12 protein-coding genes are annotated in these 15,894 nt (G+C 66.2%); 3 read left to right on the top strand and 9 right to left on the bottom strand.

What is annotated here, in order from left to right; genetic code table 11:
- Positions 1 to 387: 387 nt before the first annotated feature.
- Positions 388 to 1,494 (top strand): alpha/beta hydrolase domain-containing protein, encoded by a 1,107-nt coding sequence (locus tag LG047_RS11035; protein ID WP_227966701.1) that lies wholly within the window; start codon positions 388 to 390, stop codon positions 1,492 to 1,494.
- A gap of 54 nt (positions 1,495 to 1,548) precedes the next feature.
- Here the strand turns inward: LG047_RS11035 and LG047_RS11040 are convergent, their stop codons facing one another.
- From LG047_RS11040 to ccrA, 9 genes are all read right to left on the bottom strand, one after another.
- Entirely contained in the window at positions 1,549 to 2,043 is a 495-nt protein-coding gene (locus LG047_RS11040; protein ID WP_227966703.1) for a TspO/MBR family protein, read from the bottom strand.
- Positions 2,043 to 3,308 (bottom strand): alpha/beta hydrolase, encoded by a 1,266-nt coding sequence (locus LG047_RS11045; protein ID WP_227966704.1) that lies wholly within the window; start codon positions 3,306 to 3,308, stop codon positions 2,043 to 2,045. The genes LG047_RS11040 and LG047_RS11045 overlap by 1 nt, the downstream gene beginning before the upstream one ends.
- 274 nt (positions 3,309 to 3,582) lie before the next feature.
- Positions 3,583 to 4,035, bottom strand: coding sequence for a host attachment protein (locus LG047_RS11050; protein ID WP_051134280.1), 453 nt, complete (start codon positions 4,033 to 4,035; stop codon positions 3,583 to 3,585).
- A 146-nt stretch (positions 4,036 to 4,181) separates the two neighbouring features.
- The gene (locus LG047_RS11055) at positions 4,182 to 4,478 is read right to left on the bottom strand and encodes a hypothetical protein (protein WP_227966705.1); all 297 of its coding nucleotides are present in this window, start codon (positions 4,476 to 4,478) and stop codon (positions 4,182 to 4,184) included.
- 281 nt (positions 4,479 to 4,759) lie between these two features.
- The gene (locus LG047_RS11060; protein ID WP_227966706.1) at positions 4,760 to 6,433 is read right to left on the bottom strand and encodes an acyl-CoA dehydrogenase family protein; all 1,674 of its coding nucleotides are present in this window, start codon (positions 6,431 to 6,433) and stop codon (positions 4,760 to 4,762) included.
- Between the two features lie 99 nt (positions 6,434 to 6,532).
- Entirely contained in the window at positions 6,533 to 7,963 is a 1,431-nt protein-coding gene (locus tag LG047_RS11065) for a DUF3526 domain-containing protein (RefSeq protein WP_227966707.1), read from the bottom strand.
- Positions 7,960 to 9,441: a DUF3526 domain-containing protein gene (locus tag LG047_RS11070; protein WP_227966708.1), complete on the bottom strand. Its 1,482-nt coding sequence runs from the start codon at positions 9,439 to 9,441 to the stop codon at positions 7,960 to 7,962. The genes LG047_RS11065 and LG047_RS11070 overlap by 4 nt, the downstream gene beginning before the upstream one ends.
- Complete coding sequence (locus LG047_RS11075) at positions 9,438 to 10,235, bottom strand: ABC transporter ATP-binding protein (RefSeq protein ID WP_227966710.1); 798 nt, start codon at positions 10,233 to 10,235, stop codon at positions 9,438 to 9,440. Before LG047_RS11075 ends, LG047_RS11070 begins: the two co-directional genes overlap by 4 nt.
- A gap of 78 nt (positions 10,236 to 10,313) precedes the next feature.
- On the bottom strand, positions 10,314 to 11,570 hold the full coding sequence (gene ccrA, locus LG047_RS11080; protein ID WP_036284765.1) for a crotonyl-CoA carboxylase/reductase: 1,257 nt from the start codon (positions 11,568 to 11,570) through the stop codon (positions 10,314 to 10,316).
- A gap of 210 nt (positions 11,571 to 11,780) precedes the next feature.
- Here ccrA and LG047_RS11085 point away from each other — a divergent pair, with 210 nt between their 5' ends.
- Complete coding sequence (locus tag LG047_RS11085) at positions 11,781 to 13,754, top strand: protein meaA (protein ID WP_227966712.1); 1,974 nt, start codon at positions 11,781 to 11,783, stop codon at positions 13,752 to 13,754.
- A 361-nt stretch (positions 13,755 to 14,115) separates the two neighbouring features.
- Entirely contained in the window at positions 14,116 to 15,834 is a 1,719-nt protein-coding gene (locus LG047_RS11090; protein ID WP_227966714.1) for an OFA family MFS transporter, read from the top strand.
- The last annotated feature ends 60 nt before the right edge of the window (positions 15,835 to 15,894 follow it).

A 15,894-nucleotide genomic window follows, 5' to 3' on the forward strand; every position in this document is an offset into this window, starting at 1 on the left:
TTCATTATGATAGCTTGGCCAATCTCGACCTTCCCGGTCCCGGCGTCGCTGCGAGAACCTTGAGTTGTGAGCCAAGCCAGAGGAGTGTCCCTGAGCTGCTTTCGGCTTCGGCTCCTATGACCTCGACGTCCCCATGCCGCGACAGGCCTTATCGCCGCCATCGGCGCAAGCGCCATCCGGGGGAGTCGGGGCGCCTGGAACCCTTGTCGCGGTTGCGGGGGAAGTTCATCGACCTCGATCAGGAGACGAGGTTCGTCGCCGGCATACACCCTTCTTTTCTACTGCGCCTCGAGGAGGAAGAGGATAAGCGGAGGGAGTGGGCGCGCTTGCCGGGTGATATTGAAATTGCCCTAGCCCGGGCGCGCGCGGGCGACGGAATCTGCTCGGATGCGCAAATCAATTGCTTTGTCGATGTTTCTTTTGTGCATTCCGGCGCGGGCCGAGCTTCTCAAATTCGAGGACGCAGGCGACGACATTCGCACCGTATTCAGGGATGACGGCAAGGAATTTGCCCTCGCGGGAAAATTGCTGCGCACAAAGAAGCCGGCCCCGGACGGCGCCATGTTCGTTGAACTTGCGCAAGATGACGACCTTCGCCCAACGGCCGTTTCGCGCGGAATGACAGTCGCGGCGCTGGATTTTATCAGCCTCCCGCCCGGCCTTCGCGCGCGGGCGCTGCGTGACCTCCTGCCCCGCCTGCGAGAGAAGAGCGCCGCAAAGCGCATTCTCGCGCATGGGAAAGGCGAGATGGGCGCGGCGCTCGTCGAGGCCGGCGCGCTATTCGACGGCCTGTTGCTGCAGGACGTCGAGGCGATTCCCTCGGGAGCCGCAAAGGCGCCGCGAACCATCGAGACATGGGGCGCCGACGCCTATTGGCGCGCGACGCCGCGCGCGGCGCCGGGCGGTCCGGAGCCGCAAAACCATCGCGGCTTCTTTATTGCCGGAACCGCCGCCCCGGGCGCGGCCGCCAATTGCGCCGCGTCCGCGAACATGCGCTCGGGCAGGCCGGCGCTGCGCGCGCTTTTCGTCGCGCTCGACGAATGGACGCGGGGAACGAAGCCGCCGGCCTCGCGCGCGCCGGGCGCAGCCGATCTCGTGACGGCGGGCGCGCTCGTCTGGCCGAAAATCCCCGGCCTCCCGGCGCCGCCCGCAGGCGAGCGGCTCGTCCCGAGAATAGACTCCGACGGCAATGAACTTTCCGGCCTGCGCCTGCCGGATCAGGCGCTGCCGATTGCGACCTTCACCGGTTTCAATGCGCAGAAGGACAAGGGCGGCCCGCCTTGCGTCGCCGGAGCGACGCTCCCATTTCCGACAACGAAGGCGGAACGGGAAAAGGCCGCCGACCCGCGTCCTTCGCTTGTCGAACGCTATGGCTCGCGCGCCTATTTCGTCGCGACCATGCGCGTCGTCGCCGACAGGCTCGTCAAGGAGCGGCTGCTGCTTCCCGAGGACGCCGACGCCTATGTCGCGGCGGCGAAGACGGCGCCCTTCTAGAGCGCGTTCAGGAAAAGTGTAGGCGGTTTTCCGTTTGCATTCGCCGAATTTGCTCTAAGGGTTGAGCATCCAGACGCCGGCGTTGAGATAGGTCGCGAAGGCGACCCAGGCGGCGTAGGGAATGAGACAGCAAGCCGCGACGCGGTCGAGCCGCCAGAACTGCGCGATCATATAAAGGATCAGCGCCTCCATCGGCACGATCACCATGAGCCCGCCGATCGGGCTATGCGCGGCGAAAAATGCGAAGGACCACGACGCGTTGAGCGCCAGTTGCGCGAGAAAGATCGTGATCGCCGCACGCCGTCCGGGCGTCGCGGGATCGAGCCGCAGCACGCGATAAAAGGCGAAGGCCATCAGAATGTAGAGGATGGTCCACGCCGGCCCGAAAACCCAGTTCGGCGGCGTCAGCGCGGGTTTTGCGAGCCCTTCGTACCAGCCCGGAATATTGGGCATGGTCGCCAGATTGCCGAGCGCGGCGGCCGCCACGACCGGCGCCGCGGCCATCGCCGCCGCCGTCAGCGGCCCGGCCGGTTTGACGGGCGCGATCATCACGGATCCACGCCCGTGCCCGAATGGATCGTGTGCCGCGCGTGATGGCCCACGGCCTCATAATGCTCGCCGAGGTTTTCGCGCGTGCGCGGATCGACGATCGCGAAGGGCGTCGCCACGGCGGCTCCCGCGGCGGCGCCGACGGTCGATACGGTGCCCGCCGCGAACATGCCGAGGCGGTCTCCGACGCCCGCCTGCCCATCGTTGAGCGCCTGACCCGAAGCGAGCCGCGCGCCGATCGAGCGAACGACGGCCGGCGCCTCGGCGAATTTCGTGTGTCCCAGCGAGTCGCCGCCGCCCGACGATATTCCGGTGAGGTCGACGACCTGAATGCGATCGCTTTCGAGAACGCTCCGGTAGCGCTCGGCCTCGGGGTCGATGGCGCCGAGCCGTGGCGATTCGCCGCCCCACACATATTTCGAGGCGGCCAGCGCTTCGTCGTCGCGCGAGATGAAAATGGTGAACAGCGACGGCTTCACGCCCATCGCGTTGATCTGCCGGCGGAAGACGTCGAAGTCCACGTCGGGTGACGCAAGCATGACATTGCGGATCTTGCCCGGCAGTCCGCGATCTCGGATGGCCATCTGGCGCAAGGCCTCCAGCGTCACCCAATTGCCCATCGAATGGGCCAGAATCGATATCTCGCCGACGTTCTTGTCGTCGGCGAGAACCTGCAGCAGCCGCTCCAGCGAATCGCGCGAGTAGCTCGCGCTCTCATGGTCGTAACCATAGGCCAGAATCCTGCCGCGCGAGGGCCAGGTGAAGAGCACCGGCAGAACATCCGCCGCAGAATCGTGCGAAATCTGCGCGAAACGATAGACCGCCTCCTCGAAGCGCGTGTTGAAGCCATGCACGAAGACGAGCACCTGCCGTTTCGGCGTCCGGCGAATGCGCCTGTCGAATTCGGCGAGGGCCTCCTCCTTGCTGAGCACCCGCGCGTCGACCGTGGTGAATTCGCGCATCGGATCGGGCGTGGCGCTCGTCGGCCATTGCACCTCGCCGACCCTGCGGTTGGCGTCGGGCGGCAGCGACACGATGATGTCCGCGAAGGAGGGCTGCGGCGCGCGATCGCCGGAGAACATGGCGGCGGGGTTCTCGCGGTCCGGCGCGCGGGTCGTCATGACCATCATGTCGACGAGGCTTGCGCCGGGCGGCTTCTGATGCGTCGCGACAAGCACGCCATTCGGCCGGCTCGAGCAGGCTGCGAGTCCGGACAGGACCAGAAGGGCGAAAAGGACGCGCGTAAGAAGAATGGGTCGGGCCATCCGATGTGGGCCATGAGCTCGAGTAAAAATGCAGCGATCCCGCGAAAGCGGCCCGCGGAAGTTTCTCTATCACATTTCCGACGGCAATGCGGCTTTCGTGCGGAAACGGGCCGCGATGTGCGACGTCTCACATATCAATGAAATAAATTGCACAAAGATGACCATGCTCGCTGTGACAAGCGAGCGTCGGAGGCGAGGGCTGGGGGCGCAAGCCTCCGACTGCGCAGGAGGAAGCCGGTCCGCCGGTTTTCCTCCTGCCTTGCGGTGGAATCGGTCAGCTGCGCCGCGCCAGCGCCTTTTCGATCTCGGGCAGCGGATGGTGCGTGAGATCCTTGTCGAGTTCGCCGACAACCTTCGATTTGGCCTTGACCGACAGGTCCTTGCGGATTTCGCCCAGCGTGCGCGGCGGCGCGACGATCACGATTTCCGTCATCTCGCCGTTTTCGGCGGCCTTGTTGATGCGGTCCGCCATTGAGCGCGCGAAACGCTCCTCCTCGATTTCGTGCCAGTCGACGTTGTCCAGCGCGCTGCGCACGCCGCCGCGGGAGGCGAAGGCGCGTCCCGGCGCGTCGGAGCCCTGCTCGCGGGTGGCCGGATTCTCGTCGATCCGTGTCTCGACCACGCGCAGATCGAGCAGCGTCGCGTCGCCGTGATTGGCGAAAAACAGCGCGCGCCGGCCGTCGCCGACAAGCACCCAGGCTCCATTATTAACGGCAATGCTACCCATGGTTTCCTCGCTTGAAATTATATCCTGAGGATGTGTACCCGAAGCGAGGGAAGGGCAAGCGCGACCATTAGCCGCCATCGTCGAGCCAATGACGTAACCCGGGCGCTCGGGGCGCCCGGCGAACCGAAAAACGGAGGCGGACCGGCTTACGCCGCCAGTTTTTTCGCCGGCGACGGCTCGCCCTTCATCTGGCCGAGGACGACATTGAGCTTGTCTGCGCCGACATTGGCGGCCGCCGGAGACTGCGTGGCAGAGGCTCTCGAGCCCCTGATCCGCCGCTCGTTCCAGGCCCAGACGAGGAAGCAGCCGGCGGCGATGGCGAGCAGGGCCGTATAAGGCTCGCCGATGACCGGACGCGGGAAAGACGCGAAATCGGGCGCGCATTCCTTCGCATATTCGCAGGCGTCCGACCAATCCTGAAACCACTGTCTGATCGCTTCCATGATGACCTCCATCGAGCATGCTCGAAGCAATGACGGCGCCGCTCCGTCACCGCGCTGAGTCCAACATATTTTGCGCCACGAAACTTTCGCCAGTGTAAATTTGTCGCGGGGAGTTTGATCGATTCACAAGGCATTGAAAAATAAATACTAAATCGCTTGACGAAATTTTGTGCATCGCAAAATGCGGCGCCGCAAACGCGTGCTGACAATAAGAAGGCGGCCCGGACAATTGTTCCGGACCGCCCGAAGAATCAGAAAGCCTGTGAGCAGCTAAGGCTACGTCAGCCTTCCAGAAGGCGACGCGCGATGACCTGCGCCTGAATCTCCGCCGCGCCCTCGAAGATGTTGAGGATGCGGGCGTCGCAGAGGACGCGGGAGACCGGATATTCCAGCGCGAAGCCGTTGCCGCCGTGGATCTGCAGGGCGTTGTCCGCCGCCGCCCAGGCGACGCGGGCGCCGAGCAGCTTGGACATGCCGGCCTCGAGATCGCAGCGCTTGCCCTCGTCCTTCTCGCGCGCGGCGAAATAGGTGATCTGGCGAGCGACATGGATCTCCACCGCCATCGACACGATCTTGTTGAAGACGCGCGGGAAGGCGAAGAGCGGCTTGCCGAACTGGATGCGCTCCTTGGCGTATTTCAGGCCGAGGTCCAGGGCGCATTGGGCGACGCCCAGCGCGCGCGCGGCCGTCTGGATGCGGGCGGACTCGAAAGTCTCCATGAGCTGCTTGAAGCCCTTGCCCTCTTCGCCGCCGAGGAGATTGGCCGCCGGGACTTCGAAATTGTCGAAGCCGATCTCGAACTCCTTCATGCCGCGATAGCCGAGCACCTCGATCTCGCCGCCGGTCATGCCCTTGGCCGGGAAGGGATTCTCGTCCGTGCCGCGCGGCTTCTCGGCGATGAACATGGAAAGGCCCTTGTAGCCCTTCTCGTTCGGATTGGTGCGCGTCAGCAGGGTCATGATGTCGGCGCGGACCGGATGGGTGATCCAGGTCTTGTTGCCGGTGACCTTGTAGACGTCGCCCTCGCGAACGGCGCGGGTGCGCAGGCCCGCGAGATCGGAACCGTTGTTCGGCTCGGTGAAGACGGCGGTCGGCAGGATCTCGCCGCTCGCGATCTTCGGCAGATATTTGTTTTTCTGCTCCTCCGTGCCGCCGACGAGGATCAGTTCGCCCGCGATCTCGGAGCGCGTGCCGAGCGAGCCGACGCCGATATAGGCGCGCGACAGCTCCTCGGAGACGACGCACATGGCGATCTTGCCCATGCCCGAGCCGCCATACTGCTCCGGAATGGTGAGGCCGAAGACGCCGAGCTCGGCGAGGCCGGCGATGACGTCGAGCGGGATGTATTCGTTCTTCGCGTGCCATTCCTGCGCGTAAGGAACGACATGGTCGGCGGCGAATTTGCGCATCTCGCTGCGGATGGCCTCCAGCGTCTCGTCGAGGCCCGAGGCGCCGATGGTTTCCGCCGCCGCGTGGTGGTCGATGAGCTCGGCGAGACGCGCGCGGTTCGCAGGCGTATTGCCGGAAAGAATGAGGCGATCCACCGACGCGGGGCGCTTTGCGGCGATCTGCTGGACGGTGAGGCCGAAGTCGGTGAGGCGGACGGTCTCGCCCTGGCTCATCGGAATGCCGCCATAGACCTGCGCCAGCAACTCGGCGTAGCCGATCTGGTTCAGAAGCTCCTCGGTCTCGCCATAGGCGCCCTCGGCCGTGAGGCGTTCAGCGTAGTCGATGAGCTCCTTGAGGCCCTGCACATAGGTCGCGAACCAGGCGAGGCCGTGGGCCGCGTGCTGGTCGGCCTCGATCAGCTCGTTGGAGAGCTTGCCGTCCTTCGTGACGCGGGCGCGAACGCTCGCGAGCCCTTCATTGTAAAGCGCCTCGACGGCGGCCAGCGCTTCTTTGGCGTCCGAAAGCCAGGTGTTGGCGTCAAGTTTCATCGCGAGGGCTGCAGTCATGTTTCCTACCCGGAAGAAGGCCCGAAGGGGCTCTGGAAAAATTGACGCCCTACATGCCGTCATTTTTTCCGCGACGCAACCGGCGACGCCTGCGCCGCATCATCGCGGGGCGCAGCGGCGAAAGCCCCGCCAGGCGAAGGCGGCGAGGACGAGGGCGGGGAGCGCGAGGCCGAGGAGCGGCGCCGCGATGTCCGCCCCGCCGGTCTGCGTGGCCTGCGGAAAGCGCGGCAGCGCGGCGTAATCCTGCGCCGTCAATGGCGCGCCCGCGCGGGCGCGGGAGAGGAAGAAGTCGCGCCAATCCAGATGGAAGGCGTGGATGCGGGCGAGGAAATCCCGGTAGCGCGCCTCGCCCGTTCCCGCGATGTCGGTCATCGCGCGCCAGGCCAGCAGCGGCGGAGAGAGGAAGGCGAGACGGTCGGCCAGCGCGCGCTGCCTTTCGAGTTGCGCGTCATGTTCGGCGATCACGCCCTCGACGCGCTGAAAGGCCGCCTCCTGCGTCGCGAGGCGGCGCAGCGTGCGCTCCTGCGCCGCGCCGCGTTTCATGCCGGCGTCGGCGCCATGCTCGTCCATGTAGCGGGCGAGCGCCGCGTCGCGCTCCCTGTCGGCGTCGGTCGTCGCGGCGCGGGCGGCGAGCACCATGTCGACGCGCGAGGGCGCCGGATGGGCGTAGCCGGCGAGGCTGTTGATCGCGGCGGGGGTCAGCATGGTGAGCGCCACCCAGGCGCCGATCACCGTCAGCGCGTTGAACGCCGAGCTTTTCCCGAGGCCGTCGACCGCCGCCGCGAGCGCCGCCCAGAACAGGCCATAGACAAAAATGACGGCGACGAGTTGCGCGAAGCCCGCCGCGGCGAGCGCCTCCCGGCCGGCGAAAAATCCGGCGCCGGCCACTGTCGCCAGCAGGATCGCGACGATCGGCGCCAGAACGCGGGCGGCGAGCTTTCCGCCGAGCGCCGCGCCGGGCCGTCTGGCGGAAGCGAGCGTCATGGCGAGCGAACCCGCTTCGCGCTCGCCCGCGAGCAGGTTGAAGGTCAGGGCGAGGATGACGAGCGGATAGATAATCACGATCACGAAGGCGAGATCGGTTGCGCCGCTCATGAGATTGGCGGGATTGTCGATCTCGTCGGCGAAAAGGAAATTGTCCTTCGAGCCGGTCGTCACCCTGATCGCGGGCGGGAACAGGTCGCTCTGCCCGACGGCGACGAGCGCCAGCGGCGCCGGCGATAGAGCGGCGACCGTCGCGGCCGGCCCGCCGCCCATGAAGGCCGCGTTGCGCGGGTTGCGGTAGGGCGGCGGCTCGCCGTGGGACTCGCCCTTTTCGAGCTCGGCGAGGGTTCTTCGCAGTCCCTCGATGCGTTGCGCCTCATCGGCGCGCGCGCTGGCGACGAGGTTTCTTTGCGTCTCGACGCGCGCCGCGCCATTCCAGAGCGCGAAGAGGGCGGCGGCGACGAGCGCGGTCAACGCCATCCAAACGGCGGCCTCGCGCCGCAGCATCACCGCCTCGAAGCGCAGACCCGCGAGAAAGGCGCTCATAGGGGGCGCAGCCGGCCCGCGGCGAAAAGCGCGAACAGGGCGGTGAGGGCGAGCCAGCCGGCGAGCCCGGCGACGGCGCCCCCGCTGTTGGCGAGCGCGAAATCCGCTCCCGGCGCGCGATAGGCGAAGGAGCCGATGCGTTTCCAGAGATCCGGCCCGGCCACATAGGTCGAATCGCCATACCGGCCGAAATGGATGAGATTGTCGCTCACCTCGTTCTGGATTTCGCGGCGATGCGCCTCCGCGGCGGTCGCGAAGTCGAACTGGCTCCAGCTGTCGGAGCCCGCGAAGGCCATCGAGAAGGGCCGCAGCGCCAGCAGCGGAAAAAGGAAGCCTGGCGCGGCGCGCAAGGCGTCCTGACGGTCGAAGGCGGCCTGCAGCGCGCCATAGTGGCGGTCGAAGATCCGGTAGCCGTTTTCATCGTCCTTGCGCAGCGAAAGGCCCCGGAAATTCACCGGCAGATCCTCGATGCGGGCGACGCCGTATTTTCTGAGCGTCTCGTCGCGGAAAGCCGCGAAAGCGGGATGGCTCTCGTCATGCCCGAAGGTCTTCGCCTTGTCCTTCGCGATCGCGGCGCGAAACTCCTGCGCCGTCGGGGTCGGCGCGAGGCTGCGCGCAATATCCGTCGCGACGCGCGGGGCGATGAAGGAATTGACGAGCCAGAAGGCGAGAAGCGTGACGAGCGCGGCGCGGGAGCTTTTCGACAACGCGGAGACGCCGAGCGTCAGCAGGGCGAAGCCCGCGAGATAGACCGCATAGCCGAAACCGAGCGCGCCGAGCCGCAGAAACTGGTCTGCGAGCGACAGCCGCGCGTCCGTCAGCAGCGCCAGCGCCGCAGCCGCGCCGGCCAGCGCTGGGACGAGCAGCGCGAAACTCGCGCCAACGAGCGTGAGCGCCTTGCCCGCCAGAATGTCGCGCGGGCGCGCGCCGACGCCGAGGAGCTGTTTCAGCGTTCCGCTCTCCCGCTCGCCGGAGAGGCTCGCGAAGCCCATGAGGATCACGACCAGCGGCGCGACGATCTGCAGGATGAAGGCGAGCGACAGGCCGCCGAGTCTGGCGCCGACCCCGAGGTCGCGCGCCGCGCGAAACTGCGCCTCGTTCTGCTTGTGCGCTTCGAGCCAGACGGCCGAGCCCGCATAGGCGTCGACGCCGGGATCGGCGAGCGCCAGCGGGCTTGTCGGCTTGAAGGCGTATTGGCCGAAATGCGCCGCGGCGTGCGGGTCCTTCGCGCCCTGGCTCGTCCAGAGCATCCTGTCGGCGGCGGCGGCGTTCGCGCGCTCGCGCGTGAGGCGCTCGTTCTCGGCGGCGCCGAAGGCGAGCGCGGCGAGCATCAGCACGACGACGAAGGCGCAGAGCCAGACGAGCCGGCGGTCGCGCGAAAGCTCTTTCCACTCCTTGGACGCCACGGCGCGGATCACGCCCCAGTGATTCATGCGTCGCGCCGCCGCCGGGAGCGGCGCACAGGCGAGGTCGCTCACGCCGCGACTCCCGTCCGGAAGAGATCGAGATAGGCGCGTTCGAGCCCGAGATGATCGACGTCGTCGGCGCCGAAGACGCTGGCGAGCTTTCCCTGCGCCATGATGCCGATCTTCGTGCCGCACTGCTTGGCGAGGAAGAGGTCGTGGGTGACCATCAGCACCGCCATGCCTTCCCTGCGCAGCCGCTCCACCAGCGCGGCGAATTCATTGGCTGCGAGCGGGTCGAGGCCGGAGGTGGGTTCGTCCAGCGCCAGCGCCTGCGCGCGGCGAGCGAGCGCGATGGCGACGCCGACCTTCTGGCGCATGCCCTTGGAGTAGCCGCGCACCGGGCGCTCCGCCGCTTCCCGGGGGAGACCTGCGGCGGCGAGCAGCGGAAGGAGGTCGGACGGCGGCGTCGGCGCGCCGGAAATCTCCGTGAAATATTGCAGATTCTCGACGCCGGTCAGCGCGCCGTAGAGCATCACGGTCTCGGGAATGTAGGCGAGTTTCGCCCGCGCGCCGAGCGGGTCTTTCGCTGCGTCGATCCCGCAAACCAGCGCTTGCCCTTCCGTGGGCTCGAGAAAACCGAGGAAGAGATTGACGGTCGTCGTCTTGCCGGCGCCGTTGGGGCCGAGCAGACAGAAGACCTCGCCGGCGGGGATGGCCAAATTCAGCCCGTCGAGCGCCGCAGACGCGGCGCCGTCGTAACGTTTCGTCAAATTGCGCGCTTCGAGCATCGCCGCATCCTTGCCCTTGCCGTCCGCGCGCGTGGCCTCGCCCGGTCGTCGGGTATGATCTTTGGCTCGAGTGTGCATCGCGCCTTGGCGCCCGTCAAGCAAGACGGCGCGCCGGTTTCCCGACGCGCCGCAAAATGAGCGAAAGGACGTTGGCCGTTACTTCTTCTTGTTATAGGCCTCGACCACGTCCTCGACGGTGTGCAGTCCCGGCTCCGGCGACATGACGAGCACGGCCATGTTGCCCGGCGCATGTTCGTTGCGCCACATCTTCATGTGCGCTTCCGGGATCTTCTCCCAGGAGAAGACTTCCGACATGCAGGGGTCGACGCGGCGATCGAGCACGAAGCGGTTGGCGGCCGACGCCTGCTTCAGATGCGCGAAATGCGAGCCCTGAATGCGCTTCTGGCGCATCCACACATATCGGGCGTCGAAGGTGATATTGAAGCCGGAGGTGCCGGCGCAGAACACCACCATGCCGCCACGCTTGGCGACGAGGCAGGACACCGGGAAAGTCGCCTCGCCCGGATGCTCGAAGACGATGTCGACATCCTTCTTGCCAGTGATGTCCCAGATCGCCTTGCCGAATTTGCGCGCTTCCTTGGTCCATTCGTTGAATTCGGGCGAATTGACCTTGGGGAGCTGGCCCCAGCACTTGAAGTCCTTGCGATTGATCACGCCCTTCGCGCCGAGCGACATGACGTATTCGCGCTTCGACTCGTCGGAGATGACGCCGATGGCGTTGGCGCCGGAAGCCGCGCAGAGCTGCACGGCGAAGACGCCGAGGCCGCCCGAGGCGCCCCAGACCAGCACATTGTCGCCGGGCTTGAGCTGATGCGGCGCATGGCCGAATAGCATGCGGTAGGCGGTGGCGAGCGTCAGCGTATAGCAGGCAGCCTCTTCCCAGCTGAGATGCTTGGGGCGCTCCATGAGCTGGCGGTCCTGCGCGCGGCAGAACTGGGCGAAGGAGCCATCCGGCGTTTCATATCCCCAAATGCGCTGAGAGGTAGAGAACATCGGGTCGCCGCCGTTGCACTCCTCGTCGTCGCCGTCATCCTGGTTGCAGTGGATGATGACTTCGTCGCCGACCTTCCAGCGCTTCACCTTGGAGCCGACGGCCCAGACTATGCCCGAGGCGTCGGAGCCGCAGATATGATAGGGGTGCTTGTGGCCGTCGAGCGGAGAGATCGGCTCGCCGAGCGAGGCCCAGACGCCATTGTAGTTGACGCCCGCCGCCATCACGAGAACCAGCACGTCGTGGCTGTCGAGTTCCCACGTCGGCACGACCTCCAGCTGCATCGCCTTGTCCGGCGGCCCATGGCGCTCCTTGCGGATCGCCCAGGCGTACATGTTCTTGGGAACATGGCCGAGCGGCGGAATCTCGCCCAGTTCGTAGAGGTCTTTTTTCTCGCTCAAGGTCAGGCTCCTCCCCCGTTGAGTTGCGGCGCGACAAAATCCCGGGCGAGCTTATAATAGGCCCGCGACGCCCCGAATAGCCCTAAAATTCCGATGTGTGGGCAGGTTTTCACGATGGTTTCGCTTGAGGGCCGAGCCTCGCCGCGCGACCACGCCGTATCTTGTCAAAACAGCGGTCTGTGCTATCGCACACGGCGGAGGACACGCCCGATGATCGAGAAGACCGCCCCGCGCCGCGACAAGCCCTGGATGTTTCGAACCTACGCCGGTCACTCGACGGCGGCGGCTTCGAACCGTCTTTACCGCTCCAACCTCGCGAAGGGACAGACGGGCCTCTCCATCGCCTTCGACCTGCCCACCCAGGCCGGCTACGACAGCGACCACATCCTGTCGCGCGGCGAGGTCGGCAAGGTTGGCGTTCCGGTCTCGCATCTGGGCGACATGCGCACTCTTTTCGAGGGCATTCCGCTCGGCGAGATGAACACCTCCATGACCATCAACGCCACCGCCGTGTGGCTGATGGCGCTCTATATCGCGACCGCGGAAGAGCAGGGCGCGCCGCGCTCGAAGCTGCAGGGCACGACCCAGAACGACATCATCAAGGAATATCTCTCGCGCGGCTCCTACGTCTTTCCGCCCGCGCAGTCGCTGCGGCTCACGCAGGACCTCATTCTCTTCACCACGAAGGAATGCCCGAAATTCAATCCGATGAACGTCTGCTCCTACCACCTGCAGGAAGCGGGCGCGACGCCGTCGCAGGAGCTGGCCTATGCGCTGGCGACGGCGGTGGCCATTCTCGACGGCGTGAAGGCTGCGGGGTTGTCGGACGAGGAGTTCGCGCAGGTTGTCGGCCGCATCTCCTTCTTCGTCAACGCGGGTATGCGCTTCGTCACCGAGCTGTGCAAGATGCGCGCCTTCGTCGAGCTGTGGGACGAGATCACCCGCGACCGCTACGGCGTGAAGGACGAGAAGCTGCGCCGCTTCCGCTATGGCGTGCAGGTCAATTCGCTGGGCCTCACAGAGCAGCAGCCCGAGAACAACGTCTACCGTATTCTTATCGAGATGCTCGCGGTGGTCCTATCCAAGAACGCCCGCGCCCGCGCCGTGCAGCTGCCCGCCTGGAACGAGGCGCTGGGCCTGCCGCGTCCCTTCGATCAGCAATGGTCGCTGCGCATGCAGCAGATCATGGCCTATGAGACGGATCTCCTCGAATATGGCGACATTTTCGACGGCAATCCGGAGATCGCCCGCAAGGTCGAGGAGCTGAAGGCCGAGGCGATGGCCGAGCTGAGGAAGATCGACGAACTCGGCGGCGCCGCCGCCGCGGTCGAGATCGGCTACATGAAGTCGAAGCTCGTCGAGTCCAACACCGCACGCCTCGAGGCGATCGAGGCCGGCGAACTGACCGTCGTCGGCGTCAACAAATTCACCTCGACCGAGCCCTCGCCGCTCGCCTCGGGCAGCGACGCCATCATGGTCGTGCCGGAGGGCGTCGAGGCCGACCAGATCGCCCGCCTGAAGGCTTGGCGCGAAAGCCGCGACAACAAGGCCGCGCAGGCCGCGATCGAGGAGCTCGCCCGCGCCGCCAAGGAAGGCCGCAACATGGTCGAGCCCTCCATCGCGGCGGCGAAAGCCGGCGTTACGACGGGCGAGTGGGGCAGTGTGCTTCGCGGGGTTTTCGGGGAATACCGCGCGCCGACGGGCGTGTCCTCCACGGCGCGCCAGGTCGGCGGCCAGCTCGACAAGGTGCGCGGCGAAGTCGAGCGCGTGTCTCAGAAGATCGGCAAGCGCGCCAAGTTCCTCGTCGGCAAGCCGGGCCTCGACGGCCACTCCAACGGCGCCGAGCAGATCGCCGTGCGCGCGCGCGACGCGGGCTTCGACGTCATCTACGCCGGCATCCGCTCGACGCCGGCCGAACTCGTCGAAACCGCGAAGAAGGAGGGCGTCCATTGCATCGGCCTCTCCATCCTCTCCGGCTCGCATGTGACGCTCGCGCATGAAGTCATGCGGCTGATGAAGGAGGAGGGCGTCGCGGCGCCGCTCGTCGTCGGCGGCATCATTCCGCCGGACGATGAGAAGCTTCTCCTCGAATCGGGGGTCGCGGCGGTCTATACGCCGAAGAATTACGACCTCAACGTGATCATGACGGACCTGGCGCAGATCATCGAGCGCAGCGTCGTCTGACGCGGCGTTCCCAAAAGGTCGCTCCCGCAAGACATGTTCCGGGCCGGAGCCGCATGATCCCGAAACCGGCCCGAAACAGTCGGCCGCGCGTGATCGCGCGGCCGGGGAGCGCAACCCTCGCGCGCGCCTCCGGCGCGGCGCCTGCCGTCATCTCACGCTGGCGGCGATCGACAGGCAGGTCGACTCCGACAGGATATGGCGCCGAATATGATGGCTGTCGGCCGCGCTCCAGCCAGAATGTCGCCAATTCATTGATCACTGGGCCACTGCAAGCTATCAGCAGATGATCAAGGCGTTCCTGTAATCGAACCGAGCGTAGCCTCGGCGTGGATATCGCATGCGCCGGAAAGGGGTTGAGAGGATGGATATGGCCGTTTCGCAGCAACCGCATTTTCTGAGCCGCGAACGGACCATCGCCTCGCCGACCTTCAATCGCTGGCTCGTGCCCCCGGCCGCGCTGGCGATCCATCTGTGCATCGGCATGGCCTATGGATTCAGCGTCTTCTGGTTGCCGCTGTCCCGCGTCGTCGGCGGCGCCGCGCCGAAGGAATGCCCCGCTGACCTCGGCTACTTCTCGACCATCGTCGCGACGGATTGCGACTGGAAAATCAGCTGGCTGGGCTGGACCTTCACGCTGTTTTTCGTGCTGCTCGGCTCATCGGCCGCCATCTTCGGCCACTGGCTGGAGACGGCGGGGCCGCGCAAGGCGGGTCTTGCGGCCGCCTTCTGCTGGTGCGGCGGGTTGCTGATCTCCGCGCTCGGCGTCCACCTGCATCAGATCTGGATGCTGTGGCTCGGATCCGGCGTCATCGGCGGGGTCGGACTCGGGCTTGGCTACATCTCGCCCGTCTCGACGCTCATCAAATGGTTTCCCGACCGGCGCGGCCTCGCGACGGGACTCGCCATCATGGGCTTTGGCGGCGGCGCCATGATCGGCGCGCCGCTCGCCGACAAACTGATGGGTTTTTTCGCGACGCCGGTCTCTCCCGGCGTCTGGCAGACCTTCGTGGCGCTGGCCGGCGTTTATTTCATCTTCATGGTCGCCGGCGCTCTCGGCTATCGCGTGCCGCCCGACGGCTGGACACCGGAAGGCTGGACGCCGCCGTCGCCCGCCGCCAACGCCATGGTGACGCATCGCCATGTGCATCTCGACACGGCCTGGAAGACTCCGCAGTTCTGGCTCCTGTGGGGCGTGCTCTGCCTCAATGTCTCGGCCGGCATCGGCGTGCTCGGCATGGCGTCTCCAATGCTTCAGGAAGTCTTCGGCGGCCGTCTCATCGGCCTCGACGTCGGTTTCGACGAACTGAACGCTGACCAGAAGAAGCAGATCGCCGCCATTGCGGCCGGCTTCACCGGGCTCCTGAGCCTTTGCAACATCGGCGGGCGCATCGGCTGGGCTTCGGCCTCCGATGTCCTCGGGCGCAAGGGCGCCTATGCGATCTTCTTCATCGTCGGCTTCCTGCTCTACGCCGCCGTTCCCTTCGCGGCGAAGGGCGGCGCCGTCGCCCTTTTCGTGCTGCTCTTCGCGGTCATCATCACCATGTATGGCGGCGGTTTCTCGACGATTCCCGCCTATCTCGCGGATGTGTTCGGCACGCATCATGTTGGCGCGATCCATGGGCGCCTGCTGACCGCCTGGTCGACGGCGGGCGTGCTTGGGCCGGTGCTGGTCAATTACATCCGCGAATTTCAGCTCGCGACGGGCGCGCCGCGCGGCGCCGCTTATAACCAGACCATGTATGTGCTCGCGGGCCTGCTGCTCGTCGGTCTCGCCTGCAATCTCCTCGTCCGCCCGGTCGCGGAGAAATATTACATGACCGATGAGGAAGTGGCGGCGGAGAAGAAGATCACCGTCGCGCAGGTGCGCGAGCAGGACGACGACATCCACGCGGATTTCGAGGATTTCGTGGAGGAGGCGCTGGAGCCTGAGGCGATCGCCGCGGCCGCGCCGACGTCGCCGCAGAAGGGCGCGGCGGGCGGGTTCTCGGCGTTGCTGATCTTCGCCTGGGCGGCAGTGGGAATTCCGCTCGCCTGGGGCGTGTCGATGACGGCGATCAAGGCGCTGGCGCTGTTCAGGTGATCGCGCGGTTCCTCGCGCCATTCTTTGCGCTCCGTTAACCAAATTGCGCAAATGGTGAAA

The organism is Methylocystis sp. WRRC1 (assembly GCF_020733155.1).
Lineage (GTDB): Bacteria > Pseudomonadota > Alphaproteobacteria > Rhizobiales > Beijerinckiaceae > Methylocystis.

Excerpts from the sequence above, each read along its gene's own strand:
- LG047_RS11035 (WP_227966701.1), top strand. The coding sequence starts at position 388 with ATGCGCAAATCAATTGCTTTGTCGATGTTTCTTTTGTGCATTCCGGCG.
- LG047_RS11040 (WP_227966703.1), bottom strand. The coding sequence starts at position 2,043 with ATGATCGCGCCCGTCAAACCGGCCGGGCCGCTGACGGCGGCGGCGATG.
- LG047_RS11045 (WP_227966704.1), bottom strand. The coding sequence starts at position 3,308 with ATGGCCCGACCCATTCTTCTTACGCGCGTCCTTTTCGCCCTTCTGGTC.
- LG047_RS11050 (WP_051134280.1), bottom strand. The coding sequence starts at position 4,035 with ATGGGTAGCATTGCCGTTAATAATGGAGCCTGGGTGCTTGTCGGCGAC.
- LG047_RS11055 (WP_227966705.1), bottom strand. The coding sequence starts at position 4,478 with ATGGAAGCGATCAGACAGTGGTTTCAGGATTGGTCGGACGCCTGCGAA.
- LG047_RS11060 (WP_227966706.1), bottom strand. The coding sequence starts at position 6,433 with ATGACTGCAGCCCTCGCGATGAAACTTGACGCCAACACCTGGCTTTCG.
- LG047_RS11065 (WP_227966707.1), bottom strand. The coding sequence starts at position 7,963 with ATGAGCGCCTTTCTCGCGGGTCTGCGCTTCGAGGCGGTGATGCTGCGG.
- LG047_RS11075 (WP_227966710.1), bottom strand. The coding sequence starts at position 10,235 with ATGCACACTCGAGCCAAAGATCATACCCGACGACCGGGCGAGGCCACG.
- LG047_RS11085 (WP_227966712.1), top strand. The coding sequence starts at position 11,781 with ATGATCGAGAAGACCGCCCCGCGCCGCGACAAGCCCTGGATGTTTCGA.
- LG047_RS11090 (WP_227966714.1), top strand. The coding sequence starts at position 14,116 with ATGGATATGGCCGTTTCGCAGCAACCGCATTTTCTGAGCCGCGAACGG.